The sequence below is a fragment of the Pseudomonas sp. VD-NE ins genome, from assembly GCF_031882575.1.
GTDB classification, from domain to species: Bacteria; Pseudomonadota; Gammaproteobacteria; order Pseudomonadales; family Pseudomonadaceae; genus Aquipseudomonas; species Aquipseudomonas fluorescens_BZ.
Genome location: NZ_CP134772.1, coordinates 5,631,718 through 5,658,592, shown reverse-complemented (window position 1 = coordinate 5,658,592; position 26,875 = coordinate 5,631,718). Strand labels below are relative to the sequence as shown.

Sequence of the window (26,875 nt, the reverse complement as noted above, 5' to 3'; positions counted from 1 at the left end):
TCAGTCCTTGGTAACCCGGTTGATTTCTTCAAGGCTGGTGATGCCTTGCATGGCTTTGCGCAGCCCTGAGGTGCGCAGGTCGTCGAAGCCGTCGCGGCGCATTTGACTGTCGATTTCCAGCGAGTTGCCTTCGGCCATGATCAAACGTTGCAGCTCTGGAGTGTTTTTCACCACTTCATAAATCCCCACGCGTCCTTTGTAGCCGCCGTTGCAGTGATCGCAACCGACCGGCTCGTAGATCGTGAAATGGCCGATGCGTTCCTCGGGGAAGCCTTCCTTGAGCAAGGTTTCGCGTGGGATCTCGATGGGCTTCTTGCAATGGCTGCACAGTTTTCGCGCCAGCCGCTGGGCGATGATCAGACTGACCGAGGTGGCGATGTTGAAACCGGGAATGCCCATGTTGTGCAGACGCGTGAGGGTTTCCGCAGCGCTGTTGGTGTGCAGGGTCGAGAGCACGAGGTGGCCGGTCTGCGCAGCCTTGATCGCGATCTCGGCGGTTTCCAGATCGCGGATCTCGCCGACCATGATCACGTCCGGGTCCTGACGCAGAAACGAGCGCAGCGCCTGGGCAAAGTCCAGGCCCTGTTTGGGGTTGACGTTGACCTGGTTGATGCCTTCCATGTTGATCTCCACCGGGTCTTCGGCAGTGGAGATGTTGATGTCGACGGTGTTGAGAATATTCAGGCCGGTGTACAGCGACACGGTTTTACCCGAACCGGTGGGGCCGGTGACCAGAATCATGCCCTGTGGCTGCTTGAGCGCGGCCATGTACAAGTCTTTCTGCACCGGCTCGTAGCCGAGGGCGTCGATGCCGATCTGTGCGCTGGACGGGTCGAGAATCCGGATCACCACTTTTTCGCCCCACAGGGTCGGCAGCGTGTTGACCCGAAAGTCGATCGACTTGCTCTTCGACAGGCGCATTTTGATCCGCCCGTCCTGCGGCTTGCGTCGTTCCGAGATATCGAGGCTGGCCATGACTTTCAGGCGTGCGGCGATGCGCCCGGCCAGTTGAATCGGTGGCTTGGCCACTTCGCGCAGGATGCCGTCGGTGCGCACGCGTACCCGGTAGTTCTTCTCGTAGGGTTCGAAGTGCAGGTCGGAAGAGCCGCTCTTGATCGCGTCGAGCAACATCTTGTGGACGAAGCGCACCACGGGTGCATCGTCAGCGTCGAGGCCAGCGATGGCGTCCTGTTTGTTGTCGTCGATGGATTCGACATCGAGGCCGTCGAGATCGACATCGGCCATGTCCTCCAGACCACTGGCGTGGGTGTCGAAGAACTTTTCGATGGCATCGCTGAGCTTGTCGTCCTCGACCAGAATGGCTTCGGTGCTCAGGCCGGTGCTGAACTGAATGTCGTTGATCGCTTGATGATTGCTCGGATCGGAAATCCCCACGAACAGCTTGTTGCCCCGCCGCCACAAGGGCAGGGCGTGATGCTGACGGACCAGTTTTTCGCTGACCAGGCCTTTGGGCTGGGTTTCCTTGTCGAGGCAATTGAGATCAAGGAACGCCATGCCGAAATGCTCGCTGGCGATCTCGGCCACCTGCCAGCTCTTGACCAGTTTGTTCTGCACCAGATAGCTGACCAGCGACAGCCGATTGCGCTGGGCCTGTTGCCAGGCTTGCTGGGCGCTTTTTTCCGTGAGCAGTTCGGCCTGCACCAATTGCTTGGCCAGACCGCTCAGAGCGATGTCATTCATGGGTATTCCGCAGGCTTGCCGTTCATGACTTATAGCCTAGTCAAGTGACAGCGCCAAACACGGCGGGTACAGGTGACAAAAAGTGTCAGATAGTGCGGTTGCGGGTTGTAGGAAATGGCGTTGTAGAGGGGACGCGCCCAACGGACGGGGCTTGGAGGCGTTGGCATGGCCTATGCTGCGTCCCTTGCAGATCATGAGATTTCGACTCATGCATGGAGCGTGTCTATGAAAAAACAACAAGGTTTTACTCTGATCGAACTGTTGATCGTGGTGGCGATCATCGGGATTCTGGCGACTATCGCCCTGCCGCAGTACACCAAGTATCAAGCGCGGGCGAAGGTCACTGCGGGTCTGGCAGAAATCAGTGCACTGAAGATTCCGTTTGAAGACACCATTAACCAAGGCACCGATCCAAGCCTGACGAACGTCACCGGTAGCGCCACTTTCACCACTACCAACTGCGGCACGGTAGCGGCGTCGGGTACTGCGTCTTCTGGGGCAGGCAGCATCGTTTGCACACTCGCTAACGCACCAGCTCCGGTGCTGGGCAAAACGATCACGCTAACCCGCTCTTCCGGGACTGGCTCGGCAGCGGGTGTCTGGAGTTGTGCATCAACCGTGAACGCCGACTACGCCCCTAAAGGCTGCCCAGGCAGCGGTACTTGATCGATCATTCGATCTGTTAAAAATGCCCCGTTTACGGGGCATTTTCTTGGTCTGGCGATAAATAAAAGCTTCAATAATTTCAGCGTCTTAGGAACTTTCCAAAAAACCGCAACTTGCATGCGATTTATCTGCAAGTCATGCAAATTGCATGAAATCGGAATTTGGGTTTTTGGCTAAGTGTTTGATTTTAAATATTTTTATTGTGGATAAAAAGTTGGCACAGCGTTCGCAACTACCTTGGTAACCCTGCTGACAAGACAACCAGCAGACTTTCCAGAAAAACAGGAGTTACTCGTATGAAGAAGTTCGCTATCACTGCCGCTGCTGCTACCGCGCTGACCCTGACCATGGCTTCCGGTGCGTTCGCACAATCCACCCAGGCTACCCAGGCTCCAATGACTCTGGCCGCCGGTGAAATGACCAAGGCTAAAGAAACTACTTCCGATACCTGGATCACCACCAAAGTCAAAAGCGACCTGGTCACCGAAAAAGGCATTCCGGGCACCGACATCAAAGTAGAAACCAACAAAGGTGTTGTATCGCTGTCGTCGACTGTAGCCGTTACCGAGTCTCAGAAAGCTACCGCTGTAGCGATCACCAAGAAAATCAAAGGCGTCAAAGCGGTCTCCGCTGACGGCCTGAAAGCCGAGTAAGGCATGACTTCTCGCCTGGACCGGGAGAAGGCGCGACAGACGGGCCGAGCAATACGTCTGCCGCAACTTTAGAGTTCATGCGAACGGTCACACGGATGTGACCATTACAGGCCCCGCCACTTGTGTCGGGGCCTGTTCTATTTCAGGGGCAACATAAAACAACTGTGGGAGCGAGCCTGCTCGCGAATGCGATCTGTCAGCCGACGAAGATGTCGACTGACACGACGCATTCGCGAGCAGGCTCGCTCCCACAGGGGTTTGGTGTTGAGTCAGTTACCGCGTTTGCTGTTGATCTGTCGCAGGCGATTGCCTTCGAAGCGCAGGTATTGATACATGCCGTTGCTCGGGCCGTAGGTCCATTCCTCGACCTGAAACTCCTCGCGGCGATTGGCGCTACGCTTGTAGCCCAGCACATCTCGGCTGACCGGCTCACCGCACTTTTGCAGGACTTCGCTTGAGCGGTCTCCGAGACTGATCAACTGACTGCCGCAGCGCAGCGTATCGGACGCCGAGGCGTGACTGGCCGCGAACGTCATTGCGAGCAAGGCCAGCCACTGCAGTTTCATCACTCGGCATCCAGGTGCATTTGCGTCACCACGCGGCCATCACTCTCGGCTTCACCGAGATTGGCGTCGATGAAGTACACGCGGTCGTCTGCGAGCTGGCCTTTATCGACCAGATAATCCTTGATGCTGCTGGCGCGGTCCTGACCCAACTGACGCAACAGCACGTCGCTGCCACTCCAGAACTTGATCACGCCTTCGCGCATCTTCGCCGTACGTTCTTCCTTGCCCAGATCTTTCCATTCGGCCGGTGGCTGGGTTTTCAGGCGGGTGCGATAGATGCCTTCGAGCAGCGGACCTTTCTCGCTGTCGGGCACTTGCAGCAACGACGCCTGAGCCGGAACTTTATCGCCACGACGCTGGAGCATCTTGTAGTAGTTGTTCTGGTATTCACGCTCCAGACGCTGTTCGGCGAGCAACGGACCATCGCTGCTCTGCGCGGCAGTGCCTTCGATCTCCAGACGCAGGGCCGGGCGCTCCTTCAGTGCTTGCGACAGTTTGATCAGCGCCGCTTCGGCATCCTTGTTCAACTCGCTGGAACCCGGGGCAAACGACACCGTGCCAAGGTCTTCCGAACCGCCGCCACTGATCAGCCCGCCAATCATTTTGAAGGGCGCGGCAGCGGCTTTGACGATCAGGTTGCGCAGGGTCTGCCAGACAATCGGCATCACGCTGAACTGCGGGTTGTTCAAGTCGCCGGTCACCGGCAATTCGATGGAGATCTTGCCGTCGACGTCCTTGAGCAAGGCAATCGCCAGTTTCAGTGGCAGGCTCACAGCATCCGGGCTGTCGACTTTCTCACCGAGCTGCAATTGCTCGACCACCACTTTGTTCTCGGCTTTGAGCTGGCCCTTGGTGATCAGGTAATGCAGGTCGAGGTTGAGCCGGCCCTTGCGGATGCGGTAACCGGCGAATTTGCCGGAGTAGGGCGTCAGGGTGGTCAGTTCGACGCGTTTGAAACTGGTGGCGATGTCGAGGCTGGCCATCGGGTCGAACGGATTGACCGCGCCTTTGATGGTCACCGGTGCATAACGGTCGACCTTGCCTTTGATATCGACGCTGGCCGGTTTGGCCTGACGGCTGTCGATGGTGCCTATCTGGCCATTGAGTTGCTGCACGGCGGTGGCGAAGTTCGGCGTCAGGCTGAAGTCGGCGAAGTTGGCCGAACCGTCGTTGATGGCGATGCCGCCGATATGAATGCCCAGCGGTTTGTCGTTGCTGGCCGGTTTCGCTGCTGCGGTTTTTGCGCCGCTGTCGGCGGGTTGTGGAATCAACAGATCATCAATGTTGGTGGTGCGGTCATCGTTGATCATGAACCGCACATACGGCTGGAACAGATTGATCTTGTCGATCGACAGGCTGTCGCCGTGTTGATAATTCAGGCCCTCGACAACCACTTGCTGCCACTTGAGAAAATCGCGGGTTTTCAGGGTGTCGAGGGTGTGCAGTTGATCGATCTGCGCGCGCCCGGTGACGCTGAGCGCCAGCGGTTCGGTGCTCTTGAGGTTGACCTTCAGATCACTGCCGAGCATGCCGCTGCGCAGTTCCAGGCGAATGAACGGGTTGATGTAAGACTGCGCGACACGCAGGTCGATGTCCTGGGTTTTTACATTGAGCTGGGCGTTGACCGGGGCGAGATTGACCGTGCCGTCAGCCGTGATCTTGCCTTGCTTGCCCACGCCGCTGTCGAGCTTGAGCTTGAAGGGCGAACCGTTGAGGCTGTCGAAATCCTGCAGATCGACGTTCAGCGGGGTGATATCCAGGGCGACGGCGGGTGTGGCCGAGCGGTCGGCCAGATGCACGGTGTAGTTACGCAATTGCACGTCTTTGAGCAGCACTTGCCATGGTTTGCTCGGCGCGGGCGGTGTTTTCGGCGAGTCGGCAGCGGCCGGCGTGTTCACCGGTTCTGCGGCGGCTTTGGCGGCGGGTTTCGACGGTTGGCTGGCGAACAGTTTCTGCCAGTCCAGTTGGCCGTCGGCTTCGAGCGCTGCCCAGGTTTCCAGTTTGTTGCTGCGGATCTTGCCGACCACCACTTGCTGTTTGGCCAGATCGACCGAGGTTTCGCTGACGTCGAGACGTTCGAGCTTCGCCAACGGGCGTCCATCGGGGGCCTTGATCGCGAATGGCGCGATGCTCACCGCGACATTGTTCAACTGCAGTTCGGTTTCTTTCGACAGATTGAGTTTGTATTCGCTGCTGAGGCTGATCACGCCGTCTTCGAGTACCAAAGGTACCGAGTCACGCACGTAGGGCCAGAAGGCTTTCATCTTGCCGTCGGTGATTTTGAGGGTGCCTTCGGAGGTGAACGGGATCAGGCTGAAATTACCGCTCCAGTCGATCCGGCCGCCAGCGGGGCCGATGGCGACCAGGGTCATGTCGGCGCTGTCTTCGGGCAACGTGCTGAGGTTTTTCAGTTCGAAGCTCAGGTCGTCGTAGAGGAATTCGATCGGCTCGCTCGGGCGCACATCTTCAAAGTGCACGACGCCACCGGCGAGTTTGATGTTGTCGATGCGCAGCGGGAAGGGCTTGGCGTTCGGATCGGCCGGTGTCGGCTCACTGGCCGGCACATTGAACAGGCCCAGAAGGTTGAGCTTGCCGTCTTTGGCGAAAAGGATTTCGCTCTTCGGCTTGTCCAGTTCGATGTTGGCCAGGTGCAGGGCTTTGGTCCACAGACTGTCGATTTGCAGGTCGGCGTACAGGCGATCGAAGCCGATCTGTTCCTTGCCCGGCTCGCCGATCACCAGTCCCCACAGGGTGACTTCAAGGCTGAACGGGTTGAGCTCGATACGCTGGATATGCGCAGGCACCGTCGCGTAATTGGCCAGTTGTTGATTGGCCACACGCAGGGCGATGCCCGGCAAAATCAGAAACCCCAGCAGGCTGTAGAGGGCCAGAGCTGTCAACAAGGCGCCAATCGCGCGAATCAATCCTTTGGGCATGTGCGGCTTCATCTGTCTGAATCGGAGTGCCTTGGAGTATGGCACGCGATTCTGGTTCCGAAGTACCTCGCATGGGGCAGGATTGTTCAGATTTATCTCAAAACACAGAACCCATGTGGGAGCTGGCTTGCCAGCGATGAGGACACACCAGTCGACGACTTTGTTGACTGACCCACCGCAATCGCTGGCAAGCCAGCTCCCACAGGGGTGTTTATAGCTGCAGGATCAGGGTTTTCAGCGGCGGCTGCTGGTCCATGGACGGGAAGTCGGCGCCCGGTGTCATCACGCTCCACTCACGTACCGGTCGCCCGGCCTTCTCGGCGCAGCGCAGCACCTGCTCGCGCCAGTCATCCATGCTGACTTTCGCCAGGTTGTTGCAGCAGATCAGCACGCCGTTGTCGGCGGTGGTCAGCAGGGCCGGTTTGAGCAGGCTCTGATAGTCGCGCAGCAGGTCGACGGTGCCGAATGCGCTCTTGGCCCAGGCGGGCGGATCGAGCAGGACCAGATCGTACTGACGCTGTTCGAGGCGCTGGTAGCTCGGCAGTTTCTGCCCGCGGCGCTGGCTGATCGGCAGGCCGGCGAGTTGGCGGATGGCCGGGAAGTAGTCCGACTGAATGAACTGCATCTCGGGCAACTGCGGGTTGAGCAGACCGTTTTCGCGACCGACCGCCAGATTGCCTTCGGCGAAATCCAGGTTGCACACTTCTCGCGCGCCACCGGCAGCCGCACTGAGGCCGACGCCGCAGGTGTAGGCAAACAGGTTGAGCACGGATTTGCCCTTGGCGTGATCCTTGACCCAGCCGCGCGTGTTGCGCAGGTCGAGGAACAGCAGCGGATCCTGCCCGGCATGGCGGCCGCGCACACGGTAGTTCAGACCCCATTCGTGACCGACCAGATCGGCCAGCGCCGCCTCGTCAGCCTTATAGACGCTGTCTTCGCGGTCAATGCGCGAGTTGCCACGGGAGCGGTCGTTGTAGACCAGCAAGGTGTCCTGGCCCAGGGTTTGATTGACCATGGCGTGCAGTTGCAGCAAGTCCTCACGCTCCAGCGTCTGGTGAAAGCTCTGCACCAACAGTTGCGGGCCGTAGCGGTCGATGGTCAGGCCGCCAGCGCCTTCCTGGCTGCCATGGAACAGCCGATAGCAATCGGTGCCCTGGCGGTGCAGCTCTGCGAGCAAGTCCTGGCGTTGATCGAGGGCGGCGCGCAGCGCCTGATTCAAGGAAGACATGCGGGCGCCTTGCTGGAGAGAATGGGGGCGCGGGAGTTTAGCAGTTACTGAGCTGCAAGCTCCAAGCTTCAAGCCTCAAGCTCAAAACTTGCAGCTTGCAGCTTGCAGCTCTGAGCGTCAGCGAAGCAGCCCCATCCGGCGTTTGGCCCGTTGCACTGAGCCATTGCGCATCGCCCAGCGCAGCATCGGTGCGCTGCGCCGGACGCTGGCACGAATCAGTTGGCGTTGCAGCGAACTCTGTCGCACATCAAGCATGGCGCTGGCCCACTCCGGCAACAGGTCGATACCGGCCTTCATCATCAGATCACCAAACGGCCGGGCCAGAACGCTGGGTGCCGGTGCGTCGAGCAGCAAGCGCAAAACCTCACGGCTGCGCTCATCGCACAGCAACTGCGGGCGCATGCGTTGCAGGTAATCAGCCACGGCTTGCCGCGATTTCGGCACATCCCGCGCGCCGAGGCGTTCGGCAATCACGGCAATTTCCGCGTAATAACGATCCTGATCCGCTCCGGACAATTGCGGATTGCGATAGCGCAAATGTGCCGCAAGAAAGTTACTGACCTCGGCCACGTGTACCCATGTCAGCAAATCCGGATCGCTCGCCGCGTATGGCCGACCATCCGGCGCAGTGCCGACCACTTGCAGGTGAATGGTGCGCACTTTCTCGATCAGCCAGTCGGCGTCCTTTCGCGAGCCGAACGTGGTGCCGGAAACAAACTGGCTGGTGCGCCGCAGACGGCCAAGCATGTCTTCACGGAAATTCGAATGATCCCAGACCCCGGCCAACGCCAGCGGGTGCAAGGCTTGCAGCAACAGCGCACTGATGCCGCCGATCAGCATGCTGCTGAAGTCGCCGTGCACTTGCCAACTGACCGAATCCGGGCCGAACAGGCCGGGATCGCCCTTGGGGTTTTCCAGGTCGAGCTGACCGAGCGACAGCCCGGTCAGGCTCATGAGCTGGTGTTCAATGCGACTGCGGATAAATTCCATGAGCACTCAGTGAAGAAGGGCGGGCGCGGTCGATGAACCGCACCCGGGATGTTACTGATTGAGGCGCGTGTCGATCAGGCCTTGCACCACACTCGGGTCGGCCAGGGTCGAGGTGTCACCGAGGCTGTCGAGTTCGTTGCAGGCGATCTTGCGCAGAATGCGCCGCATGATCTTGCCTGAACGGGTTTTCGGCAAGGCTGGCGCCCACTGGATCAGGTCCGGTTTGGCGAAGCTGCCGATTTCCTTGCTGACGTGGGCGAGCAGTTCTTTCTTCAGTTCATCATTCGGCTCGGTGCCGTTCATGGGCGTGACGAAGGCGTAGATGCCCTGACCTTTGACGTCATGCGGGTAACCGACCACGGCGGCTTCGGCGATGCTGTCGTGCAGCACCAGTGCACTTTCCACTTCGGCGGTACCGATGCGGTGACCGGAGACGTTGATCACGTCGTCGATGCGCCCGGTGATCCAGTAATCGCCGTCCTCATCGCGGCGTGCGCCGTCGCCGGTGAAGTAGTAGCCGGGGTAGGGTTTGAAATAGGTGTCGACCATTCGTTGCGGGTCGCCATAGACGCTGCGGATCTGCGCCGGCCAACTCGATTTGATTGCCAGCACGCCACTGCCGGCGCCTTTGATTTCCTTGCCGTGTTCATCGAGCAGCACCGGTTGCACGCCGAACATGGGTTGTGTGGCGCAGCCCGGTTTGATCCGCTGTGCGCTGACCAGCGGGCTGAGCATGATGCCGCCGGTTTCGGTCTGCCACCAAGTGTCGACAATCGGGCAGCGCTGTTCTCCTACGACGTTGAAATACCATTCCCACGCTTCCGGGTTGATCGGCTCACCGACGCTGCCGAGCAATCTGAGGCTGGCGCGCGAGGTTTCCTTCAACGGCTCGGCGCCTTCGCGCATTAACGCGCGCAGAGCAGTCGGCGCGGTGTAGAAAATATTGACCTTGTGTTTATCAATGACCTGCCAGAAGCGTGAACTGCTCGGGTAGCTCGGCACGCCCTCGAACATCAATGTGGTCGCGCCGTTGGCCAGCGGGCCGTAGACGATGTAGCTGTGGCCGGTGACCCAACCGACATCGGCGGTGCACCAAAACACTTCGCCGTCGCGGTAGTCGAGCACGTACTTGAAGGTCATCGCCGCTTGCAGCAAATAGCCGCCGGTGGTGTGCAGCACGCCTTTGGGTTTGCCGGTGCTGCCGGAGGTGTAGAGGATGAACAACGGGTCTTCGGCGTCCATCGGCTCCGGTGGGCAATCGTCGCTGACATCGCGTACAGCCTGGTGATACCAGAGATCACGACCCTCGACCCAATCGACGTTACCTTGGCTGCGCTCGACCACCACGACGGTGCTGACGTCCGGGCAACTCTGTAGCGCTTTGTCGACATTCTGTTTCAGCGGCACGAACTTGCCGCCTCGTACGCCTTCGTCAGCAGTGATCACCGTGCGGCAGTCGGCATCGAGAATGCGGTCTCGCAGAGAATCCGGAGAGAAGCCGCCAAATACCACCGAATGGATCGCACCGATTCGTGCACAGGCAAGCATGGCGTAAGCGGCTTCGGGGATCATCGGCATGTAGATGCACACCCGGTCGCCTTTCTTCACGCCACGGCTTTTCAGCACGTTGGCCAGGCGGCAGACGTGGTGATGGAGTTTTTTATAAGTGATTTGTGCCGATTCGGCCGGGTCGTCGCCTTCCCAGAGCAACGCAGTCTGATCGCCGCGCTTTTCCAGGTGGCGGTCGATGCAGTTGTAACTGACGTTCAGTCTGCCCCCGGCAAACCAGGCGGCTTCACCGGTTTTCAGGTCGTAGCGCTGAACGGTCTGCCACGGCGTGCTCCAGTCGAGGAAACGCGTGGCCTGTTCGGCCCAGAAGGCTGTGGGGTGTTCAATGGATTCGCGGTACAGGCGCCGGTAGTCATCCTGAGTTAATTGCGCAGCCCGGCGGACGGCATCGGCTTTGGGGAACGTGCTGATATCGAACATGACGGTTCCTTATTCTTGTGGTGCGACAAGGATAAAGATGCGCCGATGGGGGCAAGGGTTCAAGGGCGTCCCTCACCCTAACCCTCTCCCAAAGGGAGAGGGTTAGGGTGAGGGGCTTGATACATCGACTTGAAATTCCTGAGTCGAACTCAAGTACTGAAAAACGCGAAAATCGGCTCCCTTTCCCCCTCGCCCCTGGGGGAGAGGGCTGGGGTGAGGGGGAAACGATTTGGCAGTCACCGCGAAATCCACGCCAAACGCCAGACGAAAAAAAGCCCCTGAACTTCAGGGGCTCTCTATCAAGCGACTGATCAACCGCGGTGACGACCACGGAAGTAGTTGATCAGGCCCTGAGTGGAAGGATCGTCAGCGGTGGTTTCATCGCTGCCGACCAGGCGGTTGTAAACGCCTTTGCCCAGTTCCTTGCCCAGTTCCACGCCCCATTGGTCGAAGGCGTTGATGCCCCAGACCACGCTTTGTACGAACACTTTATGTTCATACATTGCCACCAGCGCGCCGAGACGACGCGGGCTGATGCGTTCAACCACGATGGTGTTGCTCGGACGGTTGCCCGGGATCACCTTGTGCGGCGCGAGTTTGTGCACTTCTTCTTCGCTCATGCCCTTGTCGCGCAGTTCCTGCTCGGCTTCCGGCAAGGTCTTGCCGAGCATCAGCGCCTGGCTCTGCGACAGGCAGTTGGCGTACAGCCACTGATGGTGGTCGGAAACCGGGTTGAAGCTGACGATCGGCACGATGAAGTCGGCCGGGATCAGTTGCGAACCTTGATGCAGCAACTGGTGGTACGCGTGCTGACCGTTGCAGCCGACGCCGCCCCAGATCACCGGACCGGTATCGGTCGACACCGGCGTGCCGTCCTGACGCACGCTCTTGCCGTTGGATTCCATGTCCAGCTGTTGCAAGTGTTTGGTGATGTTGCGCAGGTAGTGGTCGTACGGCAGGATCGCGTGGCTTTGCGCGCCCCAGAAGTTGCCGTACCACACGCCGAGCAGGGCCAGCAGCACCGGCATGTTCTGTTCGAACGGCGCAGTCTGGAAATGCTGGTCCATGGTGTAGGCGCCGGACAGCAGTTCCTTGAAGTTGGACATGCCGATGGCCAGGGCAATCGGCAAACCGATCGCCGACCACAGCGAATAACGACCGCCGACCCAGTCCCACATCGGGAAAATGTTTTCTTCGCGGATACCGAACGCTACGGCAGCAGCGTTGTTGCTCGATACGGCGATGAAGTGACGATACAGCTCGGCTTCCGAACCGCCCTGCGCCAGGTACCAGGCGCGCGCAGCTTGAGCGTTCTTCAGGGTTTCGAGGGTGTTGAACGACTTCGACGAAACGATGAACAGCGTGGTCTCGGCGCGCAGTTTCTGCGTCAGCTCGTGGAACTCACTGCCGTCGATGTTCGCCAGATAGTGGCAACGCACGCCTTTCTGCGCGTACGACAGCAGTGCTTCGGAGACCAGCTCAGGGCCGAGGAACGAGCCGCCGATGCCGATGTTCACCACGTCGGTGATCGGCTTCTCGGTGTAACCGCGCCACAGACCGTCGTGAATGCGGCCGACCAGGTCGGTGATCTGGTTCAGGACCTTATGGACTTCCGGCATCACGTTGACGCCATTGACCGACAGCTTGTCGCCTACCGGGCGGCGCAGGGCGGTGTGCAGCGCCGGGCGGCCTTCGGACGTGTTGACGATTTCGCCTTCAAACAGCGCTTTGATGGCGCCTTTGAGATCGACTTCATTGGCCAGACCGACCAGCAGGTTGCGGGTCTGGGCGTTGATCAAATTCTTCGAATAATCGAGAAACAGTCCGCAGCTGCTGAGGGTGAACTGGTTGAAGCGCTGCGGATCGGCGTTGAAGGCTTCGCGCATGCTGAAATCCTGCATGGCTTGGCGGTGTTCTTTCAACGCTTGCCAGGCGGGCAGAGCGGTAACGTCTTGAGGAGTGAGGTAATACGCCATCGCTGCGGTTTTCCTTTTTACTTGAACGGCCTTTTGAACACTGAACAGACCCGGCACGCCATGTTTGGGCACGGGATCAACTGCGTCGACACGATTTCTGGACACAGGGCGAATACAGTAAACCTCGCGCTGCGTTCTGTCTTGACTTTGTCTGACCAGATCCCTGTACTTTTTTAACATCAAGACCGGGAACTGGCCGACAAACGGAGGGGAAGCGGGGCGATTTCGCGATCAGGCGAGCTGAACCGGGATGGCGTTGCTGGTGTGGCTCAGCTCGTTGCCGGGCGCCATGTAGAGCATGCGCGGCTTGAAATTGACCAGCTCGGCTTCGCTGTAATGGGCGTAGGCACAAATGATCACGCGGTCGCCGACCTTGGCCTTGTGCGCAGCGGCGCCGTTGACGGAGATCATCCGCGAGCCTTCTTCACCGCGAATCGCGTAGGTGGTGAAACGCTCACCATTGTCGACGTTATAAATCTGGATCTGCTCGTATTCACGGATGCCGGACAAGTCCAGCCACTCGCCATCGATGGCGCACGAACCTTCGTAATCGAGCACCGCATGAGTGACTTCGGCGCGGTGCAGTTTGGCCTTGAGCATGATCGCGTGCATGAGGGTTTTCCCGGGTTGAAATCGAACGGCGGGCAGTGTGCCCGAAGGCTTTGAGGGCGGCAATATGGCTGAAACCAGATCTTTAAAACACAAAAAAACCTGTGGGAGCGAGCTTGCTCGCGAAGGCGTCGTGTCAGTCGATATTTACGTCAGCTGACAGATTGCATTCGTGAGCAAGCTCACTCCCACAGGTTATCGGTGAGGCTTAAACCGGCGTATCGAGATTCAGGTGCAGGTTGTCGATCAACCGCGTAGTGCCGAGGAACGCCGCCACCAGAATCACCAGATCACGGTCTTCAGCCGTTGCCGGACGCAAGGTCAGCGCATGGCGGATTTCCAGGTAATCCGGACGCAGGCCCGCCGCTTCCAGCTGCTGCACCTGGGCACTGATCAGCGCCGGGAAATCCCGTTCACCTTGCTTGATCGATTCGGCAATGTTGCTCAGCGAGCGATAGACCACCGGAGCCACCGCGCGCTGTTCCTCGTTGAGGAAGCCATTGCGCGACGACAGCGCCAAGCCATCGGCGGCGCGAACAGTCGGCTCGCCGATGATCTGGATCGGCATGTTCAGGTCATGCACCAGCGCGCGGATCACCGCCAGCTGCTGGTAATCCTTCTGACCGAAAATCGCCAGATCCGGCTGGACCATGTTGAACAGCTTGCTGACCACGGTCGCCACGCCTTCGAAGTGCCCCGGACGGCTGGCGCCGCAGAGGCCTTCGGACAATTGCGGCACGCTGACCCGAGTCTGCCCGGCCATGCCGTCGGGGTACATTTCTTCGACAGTTGGCGCGAAGAGCAGGGAGCAACCGGCTTCAAGGAGCTTTTCCTGGTCCGCCGCCAACGTGCGTGGGTATTTATCGAGGTCTTCGCCGGCGCCGAATTGCAGCGGGTTGACGAAAATGCTCGCGACCACGAAATCCACCCGTTGGGTGGCTTTGGTGATCAGCGCGACGTGGCCGCTGTGCAGGTTGCCCATGGTCGGCACGAAGCCGATGCGCTTGCCTTCGCTGCGGGCGCGGGCTACAGCGGCGCGCAGTTCGCGTACGGTTTTAACGGTGTTCATGCAGAGAATCCGTGTTCGATGCCAGGGAACGTGGTGGCTTTGACTTCGTTGACATAAGCCTTCAGCGCGGACTGGATGCTGTCCTGACCGTGCATGAAGTTCTTGACGAACTTCGGCACGCGGCCAGTGATCGACAGGCCGAGCATGTCGTGCAGCACCAGTACTTGGCCGTCGGTGGCGTTACCGGCACCAATACCGATGACCGGGATCTTCACGGCCTGGCTGATTTCAGCGGCCAGTTCGCTCGGTACGCATTCGAGCAGCAGCATCGCCGCGCCGGCCTGTTCCAGCGAGATCGCGTCGGCACGCATCTGCCGCGCCTGGTTCTCGTTGCGTCCCTGCACTTTATAACCGCCAAGAATGTTCACCGCTTGCGGGGTCAGGCCCATGTGCGCGCACACCGGCACACCGCGCTCGGCGAGCAGACGAATCGACTCGGCGAGCCACAACTGACCTTCGACTTTGATCATGTGCGCACCGGCCTGCATCAGCATGGCGCTGTTGCTCAGGGTTTGTTCGAGGGTGGCGTTGGCCATGAACGGCAGGTCGGCGAGGATCAGGGCATCGGTGTTGCCGCGTTTGACGCAGGCGGTGTGGTAGGCCATTTCTGCGGTGGTCACCGGCAGGGTGCTGTCGTGACCTTGCAGGACCATGCCGAGGGAGTCGCCCACCAGCAGCACTTCGACACCAGCCTCGTTGCAGGCGTGGGCGAAGGTCGCGTCATAGCAGGTCAGCATGGTGATCTTTTCACCTTTCTGCTTGAGGCTCTGGAGCGTGGTCAGGGTGATGGCTGGCATGTAAAAAATCCTCGTTCAGGCGCTCTGGAAACTACTGCGAGTAACGCGCGTGATTCTTCATCTACTCAGGCGCACGCTCTTTTGTCGTGCTTATAAGGCCTGGATTGCGCCCGTATGTGCCGGGTTGGCGGCAGCGGGACGCCTATAGTCGTGATGAGCCAACAGGAAGTCAATTGCGTGTGTTACCGCATTGTTACGAGGGGAGTGTTACCGGCGTTACTGATGCGATTCAGCGGCGCGGCGGGGCTGATTCGGCGGCTTTTTGTCCGACAAAATCCTGAAGGTAAAACGCAATTCCCTGTAGGAGCTGCGGAACGCTGCGATCTTTTGATCCTGATTTTGAAGATCAAAAGATCGCAGCGTTCCGCAGCTCCTACAAAGGGCGGATTTGTGTCAGGCGTGGGGGAGGCGTTCCAGGCCGACGAACGGGCAGGCTGCCAGCAGGTCGGAGAGGCTGCGGCCATCGGCCAGACGCAGATCCTGCGGGGCCAGTTCGGCAAGGGGATAGAGCACGAACGCGCGTTCCTGAATCTGGTAGTGCGGGACTTTCAGGCGTGGCTCATCGATCAGTCGATCACCGAACAGCAGGATGTCCAGATCCAGCGTGCGCGGGCCCCAGCGTTCGAGGCGTTCGCGCCCCTGATCATTCTCGATCGCCTGTAACGCATCGAGCATTTGCAGAGGGTCGAGCGCGCTGTCGAGCGCCGCGACCGCGTTGGTGTAACGCGGTTGGCCCGGCAGCAACGAGTCGCTTTGATAGAAGGCGGAAACGCCAGCGAGTGTAGTCTGCGGCAATTGCCCCAGCGCCTCGACGGCGCTGCGCAACTGTTCGGCCGGGTCAGCGAGGTTGCTGCCCATGCCGATGTAGATGCGTTCCATGCCTTTACTCGCCTGTAGCACTCGGGGCGCTGGCGCGTTTGCGCTTGGAACCGCTGCTGCGGCGACGTTTGCGCGGGGCGCCACTGGCGTCATCACCCTTGCCGCTGAGGTCGCGAATCATGTCGCGACGCTCGCTGTCGTTGGCGTCCTGATAGTCGGTCCACCATTCGCCCAGGCCATCGGTCTCCTCGCCTGCGCTTTCACGCAGCAGCAGGAAGTCGTAACCGGCGCGGAAGCGCGGGTTGTCCAGCAACAGGTCGGCACGTTTACCGCTGCGGCGTGGCAAGCGCTCCTGCATGTCCCAGATTTCGCGGATCGGCATGGTGAAGCGTTTCGGAATCGCAATGCGCTGGCACTGTTCGGCGATCAGTTCGTGAGCGCCTTCCTGCATTGCCGGGATCGGCGGCATGCCACGTTCTTGCAGGCGCAATACGCGGGCCGGCAGGGCTGGCCACAACAGCGCGGCAAACAGGAACGCCGGGGTCACCGGTTTGTTCTGCTTGATGCGCAGGTCGGTGTTGGTCAGCGCTTCGCTGATCAGCGTGTGGGTGTATTCCGGGTTATGTTCCAGCGCATCGGCACTGGCCGGGAACAGCGGGGCGAACAGTTGCAGGTCGACCAGCATTTCGAAGGTGATCGCGCCGTGGCCCGAGAGGAACAGCTTGAGCACTTCTTCGAACAGTCGCGCCGACGGGATCTCGCGCAGCATCGGTGCCAGTTCACGGATCGGCTGCACGGTGTGCTTCTCGATGCCGAAGTTGAGCTTGGCGGCGAAACGCACGGCCCGCAGCATGCGCACCGGGTCTTCCTGATAACGCTGCTTCGGATCGCCGATCAGGCGGATCAGATGATTGCGGATGTCGTGTACGCCATTGGCGTAATCGAGGATGCGCTCGCTGACCGGATCGTAATACAGGGCGTTGATGGTGAAGTCGCGGCGTTGCGCGTCTTCTTCCAGGGTGCCGTAAACGTTGTCGCGCAGAATCCGCCCGCTCTCGTTACGCGAAGACTGATTGCTGTCCTCGTCGTCTTCGTTTTGCGGGTGGTTGGCGCGGAAGGTCGCGACTTCAATGATTTCGCGACCGAAATGGATGTGCACCAGTTTGAAGCGACGACCGATGATCCGCGCATTGCGGAATTCGGCACGGACCTGTTCAGGCGTGGCACTGGTGGCGACGTCGAAATCCTTGGGCGTGATGCCCAGCAGCATGTCACGCACGCAACCGCCGACCAGATAAGCCTGGTAACCGGCACCTTGCAGGCGTTCGACGATATTCACCGCATAGCGGCTGAACTGCGTTTTCTGCAGCGAATGTTGACCGCTGTTGAGCACTTCAGGGGTGCTGCGGATGTGTTGCGTACGACGCACGGGAGTTCGGAATGACTGGAACAACTTCTTCAGCATGGGATGCACTGTTTGAAGGAATGTTCGGCCATACCAAAGAATGACCGCATGATGGGCGCAGATTCTAGCATTTAGTCGGGGGATGGTGTAGGAGACAGCAGTTTCGAGCTGAAAGCCGCAAGCTACAAGGGTGAAGCGGGGTAAAGCAGGGAGTTTTTTACAGACGGGAGAAACTACAAGGGGAGCCGAAGCTCCCCAAGAAGTAGTTGCGTGCTCTTTTTATTATTGATTCGGGCTTCTTGTTTTTGTTGAGTGCCCTCGCCACGAAGTGTTTCCTTCGGGACCCTCCCAATCGGGAGCCAAGAGCAAACGGATTGCTTTGGTCGCTGAATTGCAGTGATCTATCGATCCAACCAGTACAGGCTCTGTCTTAGGACAGTTTTTGTTGTTCTCGGCCTGGTCGTGGGGCAAGCCCCAAATACAACGCCTCTCCAAAAGAATCAGTTAGCTGCGCCTCTCGCCGTCTTGTTTTTATTGTGCGTGAGTCGATTCGTCTTATTTTTATTGTCTTGTGCATTGCTTGTTATTGTTCTTGTACCAAACATATAGCAGGGGGCGTGCCAACTTTTGCCAAACCCAATAAAACAAGGGGTTAGGTCGATATAACCGTTTTGTCGGGGCGAAAAAAAGCCGGGGTTTCGTTACCGATAACCCCGGCTTCTGTTACGTGAAAGGACTGAGGTAACAGTTTTTTCACATCTTCAAGCGTTACCCGCACACTCGACAGGTAACGTTCAGCTCTCGCTGGCGACCCCGGTCTTGCGCCGTGGAATGCCCAGACGCTGACGGCGCTCCCACAGGCATTTACGGCTGACGCCCAGTTTGCGCGCCAGTTCGGTCTCGGTCATGTGGTCCTGATGCTCGAGAACGAAGTGCTGGAAGTAATCTTCCAGCGACAGGTCTTCGGTCGGCTCGTGGCTGCTGTTGCTGGCGTTACCCGGCGTTTGTGGCGGCAGACCGATGAACTCGTCGTCTTCCAGATCGCTCAACTCGATGTCGATGCCCAGCAGGTCGGCGGAGATTTCCGGACTTTCGCTCAGAATCACCGCGCGCTCGACTGCGTTCTCCAGCTCACGCACGTTACCCGGCCAGGAATAATGCCGGATCGCCTGTTCGGCATCCGCGGCAAATTTCAGGTCGGTACGGTTGATGCGCGCACTTTGGCGAGCGAGGAAGGCAGTAGCGATTTCGTTGACGTCGGCACCGCGCTCGCGCAGGGCCGGCAGTTTCAGCGCGATCACGTGCAGACGGTAATAAAGGTCTTCACGGAACTGGCCGATTTTCGCCAGGCTCTTCAGGTCGCGGTGAGTCGCCGCGATCAGGCGCACATCGACTTTCTGCGACTGCACCGAACCCACACGGCGGATCTCGCCTTCCTGCAACACGCGCAGCAGGCGGGCCTGAGCTTCCAGTGGCAGCTCACCGATTTCGTCGAGGAACAGCGTGCCGCCGTCCGCCGCTTCAACCAGACCGGCACGACCAGCGCTGGCACCGGTGAATGCGCCTTTCTCGTGGCCGAACAATTCGGACTCGATCAGGCTTTCCGGAATGGCCGCGCAGTTCACCGAGATCATCGGCGCCTTGGCGCGTTTCGACAGGTTGTGCAGGGCGCGGGCCACCAGTTCTTTACCGGTGCCGGACTCGCCCTGGATCAATACATTGGAATCAGTCGGCGCGACTTTGCGGATCTTGCTGTACAGATCCTGCATCGGTGGGCAGGAACCGATGATGCCGATCTCGCCGTTGCTGTTGTCGACCGCGGATTTGCCGCTGCCGTTGGTCGTTTTCACGGCAACGGGCTCGCCGGCAGCAGGAGCCGATTGACGATCACGCAGGATCCGCGCGACAGCCTGAAGCATTTCATCGTGGTCGAAAGGCTTGGCGATGTAATCCACCGCGCCCATCTTCATCGAGTCGACCGCCGAGCGCAGGCTGGCGTAGCTGGTCATGATCAGCACCGGGGTGCCCTGGCCGAGCTTGATCAGCTCGGTGCCCGGCGCGCCCGGCAAGCGCAGATCGCTGACGATCAGATCGAACGTAGGAATGGTGAAGCGTTCTTGTGCTTCCTGCACTGAACCGGCTTCGCTGACCTGGTACTGGTTGCGTTCCAGCAGGCGGCGCAAGGCGGAGCGGATAATTGTTTCGTCTTCGACGATCAAAATGTGCGGCATTGATTCGATACTCTCGACGGTCTCAGTTCACAGCGGACGTCGCTTCGACATGACGCGGTAAGGTCACCCGGATACGGGTGCCGCGTTGGCTTTGTACATCAGCCGGGCTGTCGATGGTGATTTGTCCATAATGCTCTTCAACGATGGAATAGACCAGTGCAAGGCCCAGACCGGTGCCTTCGCCAGGATCCTTGGTGGTGAAGAAGGGTTCGAACAATCTATCCATGATGTTCTTCGGAATACCGCTGCCTTCGTCTTCGACGATCAGATCGACCGTGTGTTCGCCGGCTTCGCTCTTGACCCGTACCGCACTGTGCGGCGGCGAGGCGTCGCGGGCGTTGGAGAGCAGATTGATCAGCACCTGAGCGAGTCGCTGCGGATCGCCTTCGACCCAGTGATCGGGATCGCACAGGTTGTAGAACTGCACTTCGAAATTGCGTCGGTTCAGCGCCAGCAGGCCAATCGCATCCTGCGCCACTTCGGCCAGACAAACGGGCTCGTCACTGTGCTGATGGCTGCCGGCATGGGCGAAACTCATCAACGACTGGACGATGCGTGACACGCGTTTGGTCTGTTCGAGAATCTGTCCGCTGATTTCCGTCAGCTCGCCGTCGTCTTCACGTTCTTCGCGCAGGTTTTGCGCCAGACAGGCGATGCCGGTGATCGGGTTGCCGATTTCGTGGGCCACACCGGCCGCAAGGCGACCAATGCTGGCCAGGCGTTCCGAGTGCACCAGTTTGTCTTCGAGCATCTGTGTTTCGGTCAAATCTTCGACCAGTAACACCAGACCACTGTTACCCGGCGCCAACGGCTCATCAATTGCCGCTTTGTGCAGATTCAGCCAGCGAGTCTGGCCGTCGAGGGCCAGATGCTGTTTGTGCAAATGCTCGTCGGGCAGATTGATGAAACCCTGCAGCAATTCCTTCCACGGCTCGCCGATGGTGCTCAAACGCGAACCGACCACGCGTTGCGCGGCGATCCCGGTGAGTTCTTCCATGGCCTTGTTCCACATCAGGATCTCTTGATCCTTGGCCAGCGAGCAGACGCCCATCGGCAGTTCCTGCAAGGTCTGGCGGTGGTATCGGCGTAGCGCATCGAGTTCAGCGGCAAGACCTGTGAGGCGTGAGTGGTAATCCTCGAGGCGGCTTTCGATGAAGTGAATGTCTTCGGTCACATAGTTTTCGCCGCCGGCCTTGTACGGCAGGAAGGTTTCCACCATGTCTTGCGCCACGCTCGGGCCCATCAGGCCGGAGAGGTTGGCTTCGATGCGGTCGCGCAAACGACGCAAGGCGTACGGGCGGCGTTCGTCGAACGGCAGATAAAGATCACGCAGCGCTTGCTCGACTTCTTTCTGCGCAGCCTTGGCGCCCAACGGTTTCGCCAGTTGTGTGGCGAACTCCTGTGGTGAAGCGGCGTGCAGTTCGCGCCGTTGCGGGCGACGAACGTTATCCACAGCGCAGGCTTCGGCGGCGCTGGCTTCTTCGGGGCTGGCGTTGGTGAACAACGAGATCAGGGTGAACATCAAGACGTTGGCGGCGAGCGAGGCGATGGCCGCCATGTGCCAGCTGGTGTCGTCGAGCACGTAAATCATGTTCAGCAGCGGAATGTAGAAACCCTGCAGATTGCCGACCAGCGGCAACAGCATGGTCACCACCCAGACCAGGATCCCCGCCAGCAGACCAGCGATAAAGCCACGGCGGTTAGCGGTCGGCCAATACAGCACGGACAATACGCCGGGCAGAAATTGCAGAGTGGCCACAAACGCGACGATGCCGAGGTTGGCCAGATCCTGTTCGGCGCCGAGCATCAGGTAGAAACCGAAACCGGCCATGATGATTGCGACGATTAGCGCGCGGCGGGTCCACTTCAGCCAGCGGTAGATATTGCCTTCGGCCGGCGGCTGATAGAGCGGCAGCACCAGATGGTTCAGCGCCATGCCTGACAGCGCCAGGGTGGTGACGATTATCAGGCCGCTGGCCGCTGAAAGACCGCCGACATAGGCGAGCAACGCCAGCGGTTTGCTGTTGGCGGCGATGCCGATGCCGAGGGTGAAGTACTCCGGATTGGTCGTGGCGCCGAGCTTCAGGCCGGCCCAGAGGATCAGCGGCACTGCCAGGCTCATCAGCAGCAGGAACAGCGGTAAGCCCCAACTCGCGCTGACCAGTGAGCGCGGGTTGAGGTTCTCGGTAAACGTCATGTGATACATGTGCGGCATCACGATCGCCGAGGCGAAAAACACCAACAGCAGCGTGCGCCACGGGCCTTCCTGCAATGGCGTGTGCAGGGCGGCGAGGGCGGTCTGGTTCTGCAGCAGCCACAGTTCAAGTTGCTGCGGGCCGTCGAATACGCCGTACAGCGCATACAAACCGACGCCGCCGAGGGCAACCAGTTTGATCACCGATTCAAAAGCAATCGCGAACACCAGGCCTTCGTGCTTCTCGCGGGTGGCAATGTGGCGTGAACCGAAGAAAATCGTGAACAGGATGATCAGCGCACAGAACGCCAGCGCCACGCGACTCTGGATCGGCTCGCCGGTCAGAATGCCGATGGAGTCGGCCACCGCCTGAATCTGCAACGCCAGCAGCGGTAAAACGCCGATCAGCATGAAAATCGTGGTCAGCGCGCCCGCCCAGGTGCTGCGAAAGCGGAACGCAAACAAGTCTGCCAGGGATGACAGTTGGTAGGTGCGGGTGATTTTCAGGATCGGATAGAGCAACACCGGCGCCAGCAGAAACGCGCCCGACACGCCGAGATAGCTGGACAGAAAGCCGTAACCGTACTGATACGCGAGGCCGACCGTGCCGTAGAACGCCCAGGCACTGGCGTAAACCCCCAGCGACAGGGTGTAGGTCAGCGGGTGGCGAATGATCGCGCGCGGGATCATGCCCCGTTCGCTGATCCAGGCAACACCGAACAGCACCGCCAGGTACGCGGCGCTGATCAGGATCATCTGGGTCAGGCTAAAGCTCATCGGCATCTTTTTGGCTCTGCAGGATGAAGGTCACGACAATCAGGATCAGCCAGAGCAGATAGGGGCGATACCAGGCGCCCGTAGCGTCGATCCACCAATCCATGATGGCGGGGGAAAACAGGTAGATCCCCACGACTAGAAGCAGGACCAAGCGATAGATGTACATCCCGGCCTCTCTTTTTTATGCGCGTGCCCGAAAACGTGCGGCGATGGTAACGGATGGGCGCGCGACTGCAAGTACCGTCATAGCAGTTGCGCTTCGGGCAGGGTCAGTGTGCGCGGGATCTTGCTGGCATCCCAGTGCGCGCAGCCCCACTTGAGTAACTCTTGCGGCGAGGCGTGGGCCAGTTCGGCGCCGGGATTTTGCCCCAAGGCGCGCAAGGCTCGCAGTAGCAATGGCGTGGCTTGATCTGCTTCAAGCGGCGGCGAGCGGTAGGACTTGCCGAGCTTGTTGCCGTCCGGTTGGGTAATCAGCGGCAGATGCAGGTAGCGCGGCTGACGCAAACCCAGCAATTCTTGCAGATACAGTTGACGCGGTGTCGAGTCGAGCAGGTCGGCGCCACGGACGATGTCGGTGATGCCTTGCCAGGCATCGTCGAGTACCACCGCCAATTGGTAGGCGTAGAGGCCATCGCGGCGACGGATCACGAAATCGCCGACGTCGCGGCCCAGATGCTGGCGGTATTCGCCCTGCACACGATCGATGAAGTGGTATTCCAGTTCCGGCACGCGCAGGCGGATCGCCGCGTCCTGCTGATCGTGGCCGGCATTGCGGCACAGGCCCGGATAAATCCCGTTATACGGCTCCAGTTGTTTGCGCGAACAAGTGCAGGCATAGGCCAGGCCGTGATTGAACAGGCTGTTGAGCACGTCGGCGTAAGCCTCATGTCGATCGCTCTGGCGCACCATGTCGCCGTCCCATTCGAAGCCGTAGCTTTCCAGTGCCTTGAGAATCGCCGTTTGCGCGCCGGGCTCTTCACGCGGCGGATCGAGATCTTCCATGCGCACCAGCCAGCGACCGCCGACCGAGCGCGCATCGAGGTAAGAGGCGAGGGCAGCGACCAGCGAACCGAAGTGCAGGTGGCCACTGGGGGTGGGGGCGAAGCGGCCGATGTAGGCGGGGGATGTCTTGGCAGTCATGAAGACGAAACTACTTTTCAGGCTATACGCAGGTCAACCTGTGGGAGCGAGCAGGCTCGCTCCCACAAGAGCAAAAGGCAAAGGCAAAAGGCAGAAACAAAAACGGAGCGTTCGCACGCTCCGTTTTTGGTTCAGGTCGAGATTACTTGCCGACCTGCTTCTCCTTGATTTCCGCCAGGGTCTTGCAGTCGATGCACAGATCCGCTGTCGGGCGGGCTTCGAGGCGCTTGACGCCGATCTCGATGCCGCAGGACTCGCACCAGCCGTACTCTTCGTCCTGAATCAGCTCCAGCGTCTTGTCGATCTTCTTGATCAACTTGCGCTCGCGGTCGCGGGCGCGCAGCTCGAGGGCGAATTCTTCTTCCTGGCTGGCACGGTCGGCCGGGTCAGGGAAGTTCGCGGCTTCGTCTTTCATGTGATCAACAGTACGGTCGACTTCCTGCATCAAGTCCTGTTTCCACTTGTTCAGGATCTTGGTGAAGTGCGCGCGCATCGGGGCGCCCATGTACTCTTCACCTTTCGCCGGAACGTAAGGTTCGAAACCGCTGATCGTCGTTTGCTGCTGTTGCTTTGCTTGGGTGGGCATGAAATGGACCGCCTCTACTCTTGTAATCCATTGCGCAGGATTGCTCCATCACCGACACCTGCCGGCCCTGCGGCTGCAAGCGGGCGAACTTACCAGATCAATTCGGCCTGCGCTACTCCCGGATGTCGAGGCCCCGGCGGGTGGCGCTTGCAAATGTTTGGCAAGCCGTGTCTGGTGGTGTTGAAGACCTGTTCAATCACTGATTTTAGTCAATCCTGGAGCGTACGCTCATATCGTTACAGTCCAGCGTTCTTGAGGCTGTGACCGCTGCGGGTTCTCGCTCGTTCCGGCAGATGGGTAGAATCGTCTCTTTTTCCCTGCCGAAGGAAAACCAATGGCTCAGCCTTACAGTGCGCGCAGTCGTGCGATCGAACCGTTCCATGTGATGGCGCTGCTGGCGCGGGCCAATGAATTGCAGGCTGAAGGTCACGACGTGATCCATCTGGAAATCGGCGAGCCGGACTTCACCACCGCCGAGCCGATCATCCGTGCCGGGCAGGCGGCGCTGACGGCGGGCAAGACCCGCTACACCGCTGCGCGTGGCATTCCTGAACTGCGCGAAGCGATTTCCGGGTTTTATCAATCGCGGTATGGACTGAACATCGATCCTCGGCGGATTCTGATCACGCCGGGCGGTTCCGGTGCGCTGTTGCTGGCCAGCGCGTTGCTGGTCGATCCCGGCAAGCACTGGCTATTGGCGGATCCCGGCTACCCGTGCAACCGGCACTTCCTGCGGTTGGTCGAAGGCGCGGCGCAGCTTGTTCCTGTAGGGCCGGACGTGCGCTACCAGCTGACCCCGGATCTGGTTGAGCGCCATTGGGATCACGACAGTGTTGGCGCGTTGGTGGCTTCGCCGGCCAACCCGACCGGCACCATTCTGACTCGCGATGAACTGGCCGGGTTATCCACCGCTATCAAGGCCAGACACGGGCATCTGGTGGTAGACGAGATCTACCACGGCCTGACTTACGGCACCGATGCCGCCAGCGTGCTGGAAGTCGATGACAGCGCTTTTGTACTGAACAGCTTCTCCAAATATTTCGGCATGACCGGGTGGCGTCTCGGCTGGCTGGTGGCGCCGGATGCGGCGGTCAGCGAGCTGGAGAAACTCGCGCAGAACCTCTACATCAGCGCGCCAAGCATGGCGCAATATGCGGCACTGGCCTGTTTCGAACCGGACACTATTGCGATTCTTGAAGAGCGTCGTGCCGAGTTCGGCCGTCGTCGCGATTTCCTGCTGCCGGCGTTACGTGAACTGGGTTTCAACATCGCAGTCGAGCCTGAAGGCGCGTTCTATCTTTACGCCGATATCAGCCAGTTCGGCGGCGATGCCTTCGCGTTCTGCCGACATTTCCTCGAAACCGAGCATGTGGCGTTCACCCCGGGTCTGGATTTCGGTCGCTATCAGGCCAGTCACCATGTGCGTTTTGCTTACACGCAAAACCTCCCGCGCTTACAGGAAGCGGTGGAGCGAATCGCCCGCGGCTTGAAGAGCTGGCAAGGCTGATGCGCTTTTATCCCCCTCTGGAAGAGGCGCGACTGATCCGTCGTTACAAGCGTTTTCTCGCCGATATCGAAACCGTTGGCGGCGAGTTGCTGACCATTCACTGCCCCAACACTGGTTCGATGCTCAACTGTCAGGTCGAAGGCGGGCAGGTCTGGTTCAGTCGCTCAAATGACCCCAAGCGTAAATTGCCCGGTACTTGGGAAATTGGCGAAACCCCGCAGGGTCGGTTGTTTTGCGTGAATACCGCACGGGCCAACGGTTTGGTCGAGGAGGCTTTGCAGGCCGGCGTCATCAGCGAGTTGAACGGCTTTACCGCGTTGAAACGTGAAGTGGCGTACGGGCAGGAAAAGAGCCGTATCGACTTCCGTCTCGAATACCCCAGTGGCCCGGCGTATGTAGAGGTGAAAAGCGTCACCCTCGGTTTCGACGGCACCGCAGTGGCGGCGTTTCCCGATGCCGTGACCCAGCGCGGCGCCAAGCATTTGCGTGAGCTGGCACATTTGGCGCGGGACGGAATTCGGGCGGTGCAGTTGTATTGCGTCAATCTGACCGGGATTGAAGCGGTGCGGCCGGCGAAGGAAATCGATTCGGCTTACGCCGATGCGCTTCTCGAAGCAGTGGCCTGCGGCGTTGAGGTGCTGGCGTATGGCGTGCGACTGGACCATGAAGAAATGGTCATCGACCGGCGTCTCGACGTGCTGCTTAACGGCTAAACATCGATCCACAGCCCTTGTGCATCTTCCCGGCAAGGAATGGCGGTGAGTGCTTGCCCGGCGCAAGGCCCGGCGACGCATTCACCGTCCTCGATCAGAAACAGTGCGCCGTGGGTGGCGCACTGGATCAGGCTGTTGCTCGGGTCGAGAAACCGGTCGGGTTGCCATTCCAGGCCCACGCCCCGGTGCGGGCAGCGATTGAGGTAGACATAGGCCTGACCATTGCGACGCACGGCAAACAGCCTTTTACCGTCGATCTCGAAACCACGACTTTTCGCTTCGGCCAGATCGGCGCCTGCGCAGAGAAGCTTCATGACTATCCT

General features: G+C 59.6%; 22 protein-coding genes. 4 read left to right on the top strand and 18 right to left on the bottom strand.

Translation table 11 applies throughout. The features are described 5' to 3' along the window. On the bottom strand, window positions 1-1,701 hold the full coding sequence (pilB, locus tag RMV17_RS25180) for a type IV-A pilus assembly ATPase PilB (RefSeq protein ID WP_311883379.1): 1,701 nt from the start codon (window positions 1,699-1,701) through the stop codon (window positions 1-3). Between the two features lie 225 nt (window positions 1,702-1,926). Between pilB and RMV17_RS25175 the strand changes: the two genes are divergently transcribed. Then, complete coding sequence (locus tag RMV17_RS25175) at window positions 1,927-2,367, top strand: pilin (protein WP_016986243.1); 441 nt, start codon at window positions 1,927-1,929, stop codon at window positions 2,365-2,367. A gap of 296 nt (window positions 2,368-2,663) precedes the next feature. Then, window positions 2,664-3,020 (top strand): BON domain-containing protein, encoded by a 357-nt coding sequence (locus tag RMV17_RS25170; RefSeq protein WP_242207033.1) that lies wholly within the window; start codon window positions 2,664-2,666, stop codon window positions 3,018-3,020. A 269-nt stretch (window positions 3,021-3,289) separates the two neighbouring features. On the opposite strand, the gene RMV17_RS25165 is transcribed toward RMV17_RS25170, so the two are convergent. The 16 genes from RMV17_RS25165 to dksA all read right to left on the bottom strand — a co-directional run bounded on the left by RMV17_RS25165 (window position 3,290) and on the right by dksA (window position 24,332). Then, window positions 3,290-3,586 (bottom strand): DUF2845 domain-containing protein, encoded by a 297-nt coding sequence (locus RMV17_RS25165; RefSeq protein ID WP_150751693.1) that lies wholly within the window; start codon window positions 3,584-3,586, stop codon window positions 3,290-3,292. Then, window positions 3,586-6,534: a DUF748 domain-containing protein gene (locus RMV17_RS25160; protein WP_311883367.1), complete on the bottom strand. Its 2,949-nt coding sequence runs from the start codon at window positions 6,532-6,534 to the stop codon at window positions 3,586-3,588. Before RMV17_RS25160 ends, RMV17_RS25165 begins: the two co-directional genes overlap by 1 nt. A 199-nt stretch (window positions 6,535-6,733) precedes the next feature. Continuing rightward, entirely contained in the window at window positions 6,734-7,750 is a 1,017-nt protein-coding gene (locus tag RMV17_RS25155) for a class I SAM-dependent methyltransferase (protein WP_311883365.1), read from the bottom strand. Window positions 7,751-7,867: 117 nt separating this feature from the next. Continuing rightward, the gene (locus RMV17_RS25150; RefSeq protein ID WP_311883363.1) at window positions 7,868-8,740 is read right to left on the bottom strand and encodes an oxygenase MpaB family protein; all 873 of its coding nucleotides are present in this window, start codon (window positions 8,738-8,740) and stop codon (window positions 7,868-7,870) included. Window positions 8,741-8,791: 51 nt separating this feature from the next. Further along, complete coding sequence (gene acs, locus RMV17_RS25145; RefSeq protein ID WP_311883361.1) at window positions 8,792-10,729, bottom strand: acetate--CoA ligase; 1,938 nt, start codon at window positions 10,727-10,729, stop codon at window positions 8,792-8,794. Between the two features lie 311 nt (window positions 10,730-11,040). After that, on the bottom strand, window positions 11,041-12,705 hold the full coding sequence (gene pgi, locus RMV17_RS25140; protein ID WP_034153884.1) for a glucose-6-phosphate isomerase: 1,665 nt from the start codon (window positions 12,703-12,705) through the stop codon (window positions 11,041-11,043). A 231-nt stretch (window positions 12,706-12,936) separates the two neighbouring features. Further along, a complete protein-coding gene (gene panD / locus RMV17_RS25135) occupies window positions 12,937-13,317 on the bottom strand; it encodes an aspartate 1-decarboxylase (RefSeq protein ID WP_003205654.1) in 381 nt (126 codons plus the stop codon). Between the two features lie 205 nt (window positions 13,318-13,522). Then, entirely contained in the window at window positions 13,523-14,383 is an 861-nt protein-coding gene (panC, locus tag RMV17_RS25130) for a pantoate--beta-alanine ligase (RefSeq protein WP_175553190.1), read from the bottom strand. After that, on the bottom strand, window positions 14,380-15,180 hold the full coding sequence (panB, locus tag RMV17_RS25125; RefSeq protein ID WP_034153886.1) for a 3-methyl-2-oxobutanoate hydroxymethyltransferase: 801 nt from the start codon (window positions 15,178-15,180) through the stop codon (window positions 14,380-14,382). The genes panC and panB overlap by 4 nt, the downstream gene beginning before the upstream one ends. A 393-nt stretch (window positions 15,181-15,573) precedes the next feature. Then, window positions 15,574-16,059: a 2-amino-4-hydroxy-6-hydroxymethyldihydropteridine diphosphokinase gene (gene folK / locus RMV17_RS25120; RefSeq protein WP_108227002.1), complete on the bottom strand. Its 486-nt coding sequence runs from the start codon at window positions 16,057-16,059 to the stop codon at window positions 15,574-15,576. A 4-nt stretch (window positions 16,060-16,063) separates the two neighbouring features. Next, a complete protein-coding gene (locus tag RMV17_RS25115) occupies window positions 16,064-17,464 on the bottom strand; it encodes a polynucleotide adenylyltransferase PcnB (RefSeq protein WP_034153888.1) in 1,401 nt (466 codons plus the stop codon). Window positions 17,465-18,198: 734 nt separating this feature from the next. After that, complete coding sequence (locus tag RMV17_RS25110; protein WP_034153889.1) at window positions 18,199-19,635, bottom strand: sigma-54-dependent transcriptional regulator; 1,437 nt, start codon at window positions 19,633-19,635, stop codon at window positions 18,199-18,201. Window positions 19,636-19,657: 22 nt separating this feature from the next. Beyond that, window positions 19,658-22,612, bottom strand: coding sequence for a sensor histidine kinase (locus RMV17_RS25105; protein ID WP_178087436.1), 2,955 nt, complete (start codon window positions 22,610-22,612; stop codon window positions 19,658-19,660). After that, complete coding sequence (locus tag RMV17_RS25100) at window positions 22,596-22,772, bottom strand: hypothetical protein (protein ID WP_003176118.1); 177 nt, start codon at window positions 22,770-22,772, stop codon at window positions 22,596-22,598. The genes RMV17_RS25105 and RMV17_RS25100 overlap by 17 nt, the downstream gene beginning before the upstream one ends. A 77-nt stretch (window positions 22,773-22,849) precedes the next feature. Then, the gene (gene gluQRS / locus RMV17_RS25095) at window positions 22,850-23,746 is read right to left on the bottom strand and encodes a tRNA glutamyl-Q(34) synthetase GluQRS (RefSeq protein WP_311883348.1); all 897 of its coding nucleotides are present in this window, start codon (window positions 23,744-23,746) and stop codon (window positions 22,850-22,852) included. Between the two features lie 142 nt (window positions 23,747-23,888). Next, window positions 23,889-24,332, bottom strand: a complete 444-nt coding sequence (gene dksA / locus RMV17_RS25090; protein WP_034153892.1) for an RNA polymerase-binding protein DksA — start codon at window positions 24,330-24,332, stop codon at window positions 23,889-23,891. A gap of 334 nt (window positions 24,333-24,666) precedes the next feature. Here dksA and RMV17_RS25085 point away from each other — a divergent pair, with 334 nt between their 5' ends. Further along, on the top strand, window positions 24,667-25,839 hold the full coding sequence (locus RMV17_RS25085; RefSeq protein WP_038369028.1) for a pyridoxal phosphate-dependent aminotransferase: 1,173 nt from the start codon (window positions 24,667-24,669) through the stop codon (window positions 25,837-25,839). Continuing rightward, complete coding sequence (sfsA, locus tag RMV17_RS25080; protein ID WP_034153894.1) at window positions 25,839-26,552, top strand: DNA/RNA nuclease SfsA; 714 nt, start codon at window positions 25,839-25,841, stop codon at window positions 26,550-26,552. The genes RMV17_RS25085 and sfsA overlap by 1 nt, the downstream gene beginning before the upstream one ends. Here sfsA and RMV17_RS25075 read toward each other — a convergent pair. Beyond that, complete coding sequence (locus tag RMV17_RS25075) at window positions 26,549-26,866, bottom strand: Rieske (2Fe-2S) protein (protein ID WP_108226998.1); 318 nt, start codon at window positions 26,864-26,866, stop codon at window positions 26,549-26,551. The two genes, sfsA and RMV17_RS25075, sit on opposite strands and share 4 nt — an antisense overlap. Window positions 26,867-26,875: the final 9 nt, after the last annotated feature.